This window comes from Paraburkholderia sp. GAS32, from assembly GCF_050434225.1.
In the GTDB taxonomy this organism is placed as follows: Bacteria; Pseudomonadota; Gammaproteobacteria; order Burkholderiales; family Burkholderiaceae; genus Paraburkholderia; species Paraburkholderia madseniana.
In genome coordinates, this window is sequence record NZ_JBNPVS010000053.1 from 60,795 (window position 1) to 68,819 (window position 8,025).

Consider the following 8,025-nt stretch of genomic DNA (forward strand, 5'->3'; position numbering starts at 1 on the left):
GAATGCGGGCTTTTTTTAAAGGTCGTGGCGCCGATCGAGGGCGGCAGGCCAGTGCCTTCGCAGGCCAGGTGGCGTAGCATGGCAAACTCTTCGCGCCTATCGCCTATCGCCTATCGCCCATGCCCAATGCATCCCACACGCCCGTTATTGGACCGACCATGCCTTCTCCTCTTTCGCCTGCTGCCGTGGACGCGTTGCGCGCCCGCACACCCGGTGCTCAAAGCACCACGCATTTCAATCACGCGGGGGCCTCGCTGCCGTCGTCCGCCACGTTGGAGGCGATACGCGCTCACCTTTGGCTCGAAGCCACGACGGGGCCGATGGAAGCCGGCGTAGCCGGACGTGAGCAGACCGAGCGCGCTCGCTTGCTGGCTGCGCGACTGCTGAACGCCCGTCCGGCGGAGATCGCCCTGACCACCGGCAATTCGGCAGGGTGGGGCCCCGCATTCGCCGCGCTAGGACCAGGGCGACCCGGCGAGCGGATTCTGGTCGGGCGTCACGAGTGGGGCGGGAATCTGGCCGCCATGCGCCTGTCGGCGCAACGCGCGGGGGCGACGATCGAAGTCATTCCGTCCGATTCCAGCGGCGCCGTTGATCCGCAGGCGCTGGAGGCTATGCTCGATGACCGTGTGCGCCTGATTGCGCTGACCTGGTTGCCGGCGAACGGCGGGCTGATCAATCCGGCTGCGGCGATCGGCCAGGTCGCACGCCGCCACGGCATCCCCTACTTCGTCGATGCTGCCCAGGCGGTTGGACAACTTCCCGTCGACGTCGCCGAGGTGGGTTGCGATGTCCTGACCGGTCCGTGCCGCAAGGCGCTGCGTGGTCCGAGAGGCACAGGCCTGTTGTATGTGCGGGAGGACTTTCTGTCCCGCTTGACGCCGGCCTTCGTCGACATGCGATCCGCGCCGCTGGGTGCTGACGGCGAACCTGTCTTACGGGACGACGCGGTGCGTTTCGAGTCGGCGGAAGCATCGCTGGCGCTGCATTGCGGCCTGGCTAACGCGTTGGAAGAGGCGTTGGAGATCGGCGTTGAAAATATTCGCGCGCGGATCGACAGCATTGCACGAGCGTTGCGCGGGCAACTCGCGGAGATCCCCGGTGTGACCGTGCTGGACCAGGGCCGGGAGCAATCCGGGCTCGTTGCGTTCAACATAGCGGGTCTGGAGGCTGCGTCGGTGCAGCGCAGTCTGGCGGATCAGGGTGTCGCGATCGGCAGTAACGGTGTCCCGTACACGCCTCTTGATATGGAATCCAGAGGACTTAAGCAGATCGCGCGAGCGTCGGTCAGCTATCTGACTACCGAGCCGGAAATTGGCAGGCTGCTGGATGGGATACGAAAGTTGGCAATCCAGTGACCCTCTGCGCGTTTGGTTTGGTTAGATCTGAAGCGATACCAATTCTCATTCGTACGGTCGACCGGACCATGCACTATGCTGCGCTAACGGGTGCGGCATATGAGCCGCGTGATGCTATGCACCAAACAGCATCACGCGAAGTGCGTTGCCTGAGAGGCGTGGTGTAGCGAATAGAGGAGGCTGTATGCAAGGAGATGCCAAGGTACTCGAATACTTGAACGCGCAATTGAAGAACGAGCTGAGCGCGATCAACCAGTACTTTCTGCACGCCAGAATGTATGGTCATTGGGGCCTGAAAAGTCTCGCCAAACACGAGTACGACGAATCGATCGGCGAGATGAAGCATGCCGATCTGCTGATCGAGCGCATCTTCGTGCTGGACGGCTTACCGAATTTGCAGGACCTGCACAAATTGCTTATCGGCGAGGAAACGCAGGAAATCCTTGAGTGCGACCTCAAGCTCGAGCGGATGTCGCAGGCAACGTGCAAGGAAGCTATTGCCTACTGCGAGACGGTTAGCGATTACGTCTCACGCGCGATCCTTACCCATATTCTCGACGATACCGAGGAACATATCGACTGGCTCGAGACCAACCTGGCGTTGATCGACAAGGTGGGGATTCAGAACTATCAGCAATCGGCAATGGAGTCACCGGAATGAGTCCGTCGAGACCCCGGGCGGCGAAGTGAACCGGCCATCAGCGATGTGCCGTCACGCACTCCGGCCGCCCATCAACGCATCGAACTCTCCTCCAGATACGCTTAGCGTTTAGCCGGCTTTTTCTTAGTCGCATTCCAGTCCGATTGGCGCGCGAGTTCGACGAACGCTTTCAAATAATCGATCGCCGCGTCTGTCTCGCGCACGCCGAGAAAAATCTGCTTGGCGATGCCTCGCTTGCCTAATCTGACTGGACTGACGGCGACCTTGCCGGCGTACTCTTCCACCAGCCAGCGAGGCAGCGCGGCGACGCCGCGCCCACTGGCTACCATTTGCAACATGATGTCGGTTGTTTCAATGACCTTGTGGCGCTTCGGCATGACGTTCGCCGGCATCAGAAACTGGTTATAGATATCCAGCCGGTCGATTTCCACCGGGTACGTAATGAGGACCTCATCCGCCAGTTCCTCGGGCGGAATAAAGGGCAACTGCGCGAGTCGATGCCCGAGGCCGACCACCAGCACCTGCTCGTAATCGAACACCGGTTCGAAGCGTAGACCGGGTTTTCGCAACGGGTCCGGCGTGACCAGAATGTCGATGTCGTAACCGAACAGCGCACCGATGCCGCCAAACTGGAATTTCTGTTTGACGTCGACATCCACGTCCGGCCAGCGCGCGAGATACGGCGAGACCACCTTGAGCAGCCACTGATAGCAGGGGTGGCACTCCATACCGATACGAAGCGTGCCGCGCTGCCCCTGGGCGTATTGCTTCATCCGTTCTTCCGCGTGTTCCATTTGCGGCAGCACCCGGTTGGCAAGCGCCAGCAGATATTGACCTGCCTGGGTCAAACGCAGGTTTCGGCCCTCGCGATCCCACACCGCGGTGCCCAGTTGTTGTTCCATCTTCTTGACGGTGTGACTCAGCGCCGATTGCGTCAGGCACAGCACGTTGGCCGCCGCGGTCAGGGACCCTTGGCGGTCCACTTCCCGAATGATTGTCAGATGGGTTCGTTCGAGCATGGTGAGTCCATGAATAAAACTAATCGATCAATGAAATAATGCCATTATATTTCATGAGCCATCCACCCTATGATCGAGCCGTTCATTTTCGGAGCAGCTCATCACCATGGTTACGACACACAATCTGGGTTTCCCCCGCATCGGCGCAAAGCGTGAGCTGAAGTTCGCTCAAGAGCATTACTGGAAAGGCCAGTCGTCGCGCGACGAATTGAAAAGCCTGGGCGCGCAACTGCGTCAGCGGCACTGGGAGAACCAGTCCGGCCTCGATCAGGTTCCGGTTGGCGACTTCTCGTTTTATGACCAGGTGCTCGATACGAGCTTCATGCTGGGCAATATCCCGGAACGGGTCCGGGGCTTTGAGGGCGACGCGCTCGACAATTACTTTCGCGTTGCACGTGGCCGCTCCGCGCATGATTCGGCCTGCAGTTGCGGCGTGCAGGCAGGCGAGATGACCAAATGGTTCGATACGAACTACCACTACATCGTGCCGGAATTTAGCGCCGCGACCGAGTTTTCGCTCGATGCGTCGCGCCTCGTCGATCAACTCGCCCAGGCCCGCGCGCTGGGCGTCAAAGCCAAGCCGGTCATCATCGGACCGGTGACGTATCTATGGCTCGGCAAGGCGAAGGACGATTCGGACAAGCTCGCGCTGCTGCCGCGTCTGTTGCCTGTGTACGCGGCACTACTCGATCAACTGGCGGCGCAAGGGGTGGAATGGGTGCAGATCGATGAGCCGGCGCTGGTCACCGAGCTTGAGCCGGCATGGCAACACGCATTCGTCACGGCGTACGACGCATTAAAGACCACCAGCGTGAAGCTTCTGCTGGCAACCTATTTCGGTGAGCTGCGCGACAACCTCGCGCTCGCCTGCGGATTGCCGGTTCAAGGTCTGCATGTCGATGCGGTCAACGGCCGTGGCGAGGTCGAGCAGGTCGTCGCACGGATGCCCGCCGACAAGATTCTGTCGCTTGGCGTAATCAATGGCCGCAACATCTGGAAGACCGATCTGAGCGCGGTGCTGGAATGGCTGACGCCGATTCATCAAACATTGCAGGCTCGCCTGTGGATCGCGCCGTCGTGTTCATTGCTGCATGTTCCGGTAGACCTGAACAGCGAACAGAGGCTCGATCACGAAATCCGTTCTTGGCTCGCGTTTGCCCTGCAAAAGCTCGATGAACTGAAGATCATCGCGAAGGCGCTGAACGATGGACGCGAGTCGGTACTAGCCGCGCTTGCCGAAAATCAGGCCGCCATCCAAAGCCGTCGCACGTCGCCGCGCGTGCACAACCCGGCGGTCAAGGACGCGATCGTGAAGATCGATGCCGCGTTGGGACGTCGCACCAGCGCCTATCCGCAACGTGCCGCCCGGCAGTCTGCGCTGTTGAACCTGCCGGCTTACCCGACCACCACCATCGGCTCATTCCCGCAAACCGCCGAAATTCGCCAGGCGCGCAGCCAGTTCAAGCGTGGTGAACTGGACGAAGCCGGCTACAAGACGGTGATGCAGCACGAAATTGCGCGCAGCGTGCAGGAACAGGAAGCGCTGGGTCTCGACGTGCTCGTGCATGGCGAAGCAGAGCGTAACGATATGGTCGAATACTTCGGCGAACAACTCGACGGTTACGCGTTCAGCCAGTTCGGCTGGGTGCAGTCCTATGGCTCGCGATGCGTGAAGCCGCCCATCCTGTTCGGCGACATCAGCCGTCCGAAGGCGATGACGGTCGAGTGGATCAGGTATGCGCAATCGCAGACCGCCAAGCCGATGAAGGGCATGTTGACCGGCCCGGTCACGATCCTGAACTGGTCGTTCGTGCGTGACGACCAGCCGCGTTCGGTTTCCTGCTATCAGTTGGCGCTGGCGATCCGCGAGGAAGTGCTGGACCTGGAGAAGGCGGGGGTACGGGTGATCCAGATTGACGAAGCGGCGCTGCGTGAAGGCCTGCCGTTGCGTAAGTCGCAGTGGAGCGACTATTTGCAATGGGCGGTGGAGTCCTTCCGTATCACGGCAAATGGCGTGCAGGACGAGACGCAGATCCACACGCACATGTGCTACTCGGAGTTCAATGACATCATCGCTTCGATCGCCGATATGGACGCTGACGTCATCACGATCGAGACGTCGCGCTCGGACATGGAATTGCTGGACGCCTTCGACAACTTCAATTATCCGAACGAGATCGGACCGGGCGTCTACGACATCCACTCGCCGAATATTCCTAGCCAGGAGCACATCGTGAATCTGATGCGCAAGGCGGCCGAGCGGATTCCGGCTGAGCGGTTGTGGGTGAACCCCGACTGCGGCCTGAAGACCCGTGCGTGGGAAGAAGTCATCCCTGCGTTGAAGAACATGGTCGCGGCAGCCAAAACGTTGCGCGCGGGCATCTGATCAAGCTGGCTGAGACTACGTTGCGTGAGGTCGTTGACCTCACGAATTCGTTTGCCGGGTCTGGCGGCAGACGAACCGGCGCAGCGGTGTCACGGACTCTCGCGCACTCTCGGCCTCAGCGACCTCGCGCCACCACTTCTCGCCGCGATGCGGCGAGGCCAAGTCCAGGCGCTCGCCCATACGGGGCGTCGACAGCGGGATGCCGCGCGCGGCGGTGAGCCCGATCACGCGCTCGTACGGTTCCTGCCAACGATGCATCGCCAGATCGAACGTGCCGTTGTGAACGGGCACCAGCCAGCGGCCGCGCAGATCGACATGGGCCTGGACGGTCTCGTCGGGCTGCATGTGGACGTATGGCCATTGAGCGTCGTAGGCGCCGGTTTCGAGCAGCGTCACGTCGAAGGGACCCAGCCGCTCGCCAATGGCCTTGAATCCGTCGAAGTAGCCCGTGTCGCCGCTGAAGAACACGCGCAGCGCGTCATCGACGATGACCCACGAAGCCCACAAGGTGCTGTTGCCGTCGAACAGACTGCGGCCGGAGAAATGCTGCGCCGGGGTTGCCGTGAACGCCAGGCCGTCGATTTCGACGCCCTGCCACCAGTCGAACTGGCGGACCTTCGACGCCTCGATACCCCACTCGATCAGACGGTCACCGACGCCCAGCGGCGTCAGAAATACGCCTGTCTTCGCAGCGAGTGCCAGCACGGTCTCGCGGTCCAGATGGTCGTAGTGGTCGTGCGACAGAATCACACCGCGCAACTGCGGCAAGTCTTCGAGGGCAATGGGCGGCGCATGAAAGCGCTTTGGACCGAAGCGCCGGAACGGTGATGCCCGTTCAGCGAAGACCGGGTCGGTCAACCAGAACTGACCCCGCAGCTTGAGCAGCATGGTGGAATGCCCGAGGCGGTACAGGCTCCGGTCCGGCGCGGCCTGGAGTTGTTCGGGCGACAGGGCATCGACGGGCAGGGCGCCCGCCGGCGTCGTGCCGGCCGGCTTGTTGAGCAAAATATTCCAGACGATGCTCAAGGTCTTGCCGAGTCCTTCGACAGGACGCGGTCTGACGTTACGAAAGCGCTTGCCGTCGTGCTGAGCCGACATATCGAACAATTCACGCCCGCGTCGCGCTGCCGTCAGGCCCAAGGCGCGGCGAATAGAACTGGTGAACGATGTCATGCGAGCAGCCTCGAGGCATAAAGTAGACTGCTCAGTGTAGTTTATTTTCGAGAAAAGTAAACTGCCCGGTGTAAAATTTATTGATGAGCACCAGTGAACCCACCCTCCGCCTGACCGACCGCAAGCGCGCCGCCGTCATTGGGGCGGCAATCGAAGAGTTTCTGGCGGCCGGCTTCGACGCGACCAGCATGGACCGTATCGCGGCACGCGCGGGCGTTTCGAAGCGGACGGTCTACAACCATTTTCCAAGCAAGGAAGCGCTGTTCGCTGCGATCCTGGGGCAGTTGTGGGAGTCGAGCGATACGGGAGAGGTGACGGCTTATTCGGCCGCGCATCCGTTGCGTGCGCAGTTGCTCCAGCTTCTGTTTAAAAAGCTGGCCCTTCTGAATAACGAGGCGTTTCTGTCGCTGGCGCGCGTTGCGATCGCGGCGGGCATTCATTCGCAGGAACGCGCGCGCGATATGGTGGCGCGCATGGGCGAGCGCGAAGAGGACCTAACAGTGTGGATTCGGGCAGCCGCTGCGGATGGCCGCCTCAAGACGTCGGACCCGATGTTCGCCTCACAGCAGTTGCAGGCCCTGGTGAAAGCGTTCGCGTTCTGGCCGCAGGTGACGATGGGCCAGCCACCCCTCAGCGCCGATGAACAAAAGCATGTCGCGGAATCTGCTGCCGATATGTTTCTTGCGCGCTATGCATGACGCTCACGCGCCCGCGGACGCTTCCAGTTCCGCGAGACGCTTGCGCAGCAGGCGATCCTCCTGGAAGCGGCTGGTTTCGTCGCGGATCACGGCGACGATGCCAGTGAGTTTGTTCTGCGGCGAATGCAGCAACGCGACCGTAAAGGCGATCGACAGTGACCGCCCGTCCTTATGCACGGCAGGGACACGCAGCACGTCGTTGCCATAGCGGGTTTCGCCCGTTGCCATGGTCTTGTGATAACCGTCCCAATGGCGGCCGCGCAAACGTTCCGGAATGATCAGGTCCAGCGACTTTCCCAGTGCCTCGCTCTGCGTAAAGCCGAACATGCGCTCAGCGCCGGGGTTCCATAGTGTGATGCTGCCGGCGGCATCGGAAATGATGATCGCGTCGCCGATTGCGTTGACGAGTTGCTCGAAGTCGATAGCGCTTTGCATGGCGCTCCCCGGAAGTAAAACCGCAGATCCTTGAATTGGATACGGCGCCCGCTGGGGGGCGCCGTATCCACAGGCCCGAGCCTACACACAGGCTCGCAGCGTAACACCATTAAACCGCTTTGATTTCGTGCAGGTTGAAGATGTCCTGCCGGCTGTAGCCGAGGCTCGCCAGCACTTCATCCGTGTGTTCACCGAGCAGTGGCGACGCGGTCACTTCCGGCTTCATGTCCGAGAACTTGATCGGACTGCCTACCGTCAGATACGTGCCGCGTTTCTTGTGCGGCACTTCGACGAT

Annotated in this window: 7 protein-coding genes and 1 pseudogene; 4 read left to right on the forward strand and 4 right to left on the reverse strand. The window is 61.1% G+C overall.

Annotated elements, in window-relative coordinates:
• Window positions 1–158: 158 nt before the first annotated feature.
• Both P3T25_RS40365 and bfr read left to right on the forward strand, forming a co-directional pair.
• The gene (locus P3T25_RS40365) at window positions 159–1,358 is read left to right on the forward strand and encodes an aminotransferase class V-fold PLP-dependent enzyme (protein WP_154567012.1); all 1,200 of its coding nucleotides are present in this window, start codon (window positions 159–161) and stop codon (window positions 1,356–1,358) included.
• Between the two features lie 184 nt (window positions 1,359–1,542).
• The gene (gene bfr, locus P3T25_RS40370; protein ID WP_154567013.1) at window positions 1,543–2,019 is read left to right on the forward strand and encodes a bacterioferritin; all 477 of its coding nucleotides are present in this window, start codon (window positions 1,543–1,545) and stop codon (window positions 2,017–2,019) included.
• A 101-nt stretch (window positions 2,020–2,120) separates the two neighbouring features.
• On the opposite strand, the gene P3T25_RS40375 is transcribed toward bfr, so the two are convergent.
• Entirely contained in the window at window positions 2,121–3,038 is a 918-nt protein-coding gene (locus P3T25_RS40375) for a LysR family transcriptional regulator (RefSeq protein ID WP_266261403.1), read from the reverse strand.
• Window positions 3,039–3,144: 106 nt separating this feature from the next.
• On the opposite strand from P3T25_RS40375, the gene metE reads away from it, so the two are divergent.
• A complete protein-coding gene (metE, locus tag P3T25_RS40380; protein ID WP_429362823.1) occupies window positions 3,145–5,424 on the forward strand; it encodes a 5-methyltetrahydropteroyltriglutamate--homocysteine S-methyltransferase in 2,280 nt (759 codons plus the stop codon).
• 39 nt (window positions 5,425–5,463) lie between these two features.
• Here metE and P3T25_RS40385 read toward each other — a convergent pair whose 3' ends face one another.
• Window positions 5,464–6,597, reverse strand: coding sequence for an MBL fold metallo-hydrolase (locus P3T25_RS40385; protein WP_154567760.1), 1,134 nt, complete (start codon window positions 6,595–6,597; stop codon window positions 5,464–5,466).
• 83 nt (window positions 6,598–6,680) lie between these two features.
• Between P3T25_RS40385 and P3T25_RS40390 the strand changes: the two genes are divergently transcribed.
• On the forward strand, window positions 6,681–7,295 hold the full coding sequence (locus tag P3T25_RS40390) for a TetR/AcrR family transcriptional regulator (protein ID WP_154567758.1): 615 nt from the start codon (window positions 6,681–6,683) through the stop codon (window positions 7,293–7,295).
• 3 nt (window positions 7,296–7,298) lie between these two features.
• Here P3T25_RS40390 and P3T25_RS40395 read toward each other — a convergent pair whose 3' ends face one another.
• Both P3T25_RS40395 and P3T25_RS40400 read right to left on the reverse strand, forming a co-directional pair.
• Complete coding sequence (locus tag P3T25_RS40395; RefSeq protein WP_429362825.1) at window positions 7,299–7,730, reverse strand: PAS domain-containing protein; 432 nt, start codon at window positions 7,728–7,730, stop codon at window positions 7,299–7,301.
• Window positions 7,731–7,839: 109 nt separating this feature from the next.
• Window positions 7,840–8,025, reverse strand: a pseudogene (locus tag P3T25_RS40400) (formyl-CoA transferase); the annotation flags it as partial.

What these genes read in the sequence shown, in the direction of transcription:
- bfr (WP_154567013.1), top strand. Translation starts at nt 1,543, where the DNA reads ATGCAAGGAGATGCCAAGGTACTCGAATACTTGAACGCGCAATTGAAG.
- P3T25_RS40390 (WP_154567758.1), top strand. Translation starts at nt 6,681, where the DNA reads ATGAGCACCAGTGAACCCACCCTCCGCCTGACCGACCGCAAGCGCGCC.
- P3T25_RS40365 (WP_154567012.1), top strand. Translation starts at nt 159, where the DNA reads ATGCCTTCTCCTCTTTCGCCTGCTGCCGTGGACGCGTTGCGCGCCCGC.
- P3T25_RS40395 (WP_429362825.1), bottom strand. Translation starts at nt 7,730, where the DNA reads ATGCAAAGCGCTATCGACTTCGAGCAACTCGTCAACGCAATCGGCGAC.
- metE (WP_429362823.1), top strand. Translation starts at nt 3,145, where the DNA reads ATGGTTACGACACACAATCTGGGTTTCCCCCGCATCGGCGCAAAGCGT.
- P3T25_RS40375 (WP_266261403.1), bottom strand. Translation starts at nt 3,038, where the DNA reads ATGCTCGAACGAACCCATCTGACAATCATTCGGGAAGTGGACCGCCAA.
- P3T25_RS40385 (WP_154567760.1), bottom strand. Translation starts at nt 6,597, where the DNA reads ATGACATCGTTCACCAGTTCTATTCGCCGCGCCTTGGGCCTGACGGCA.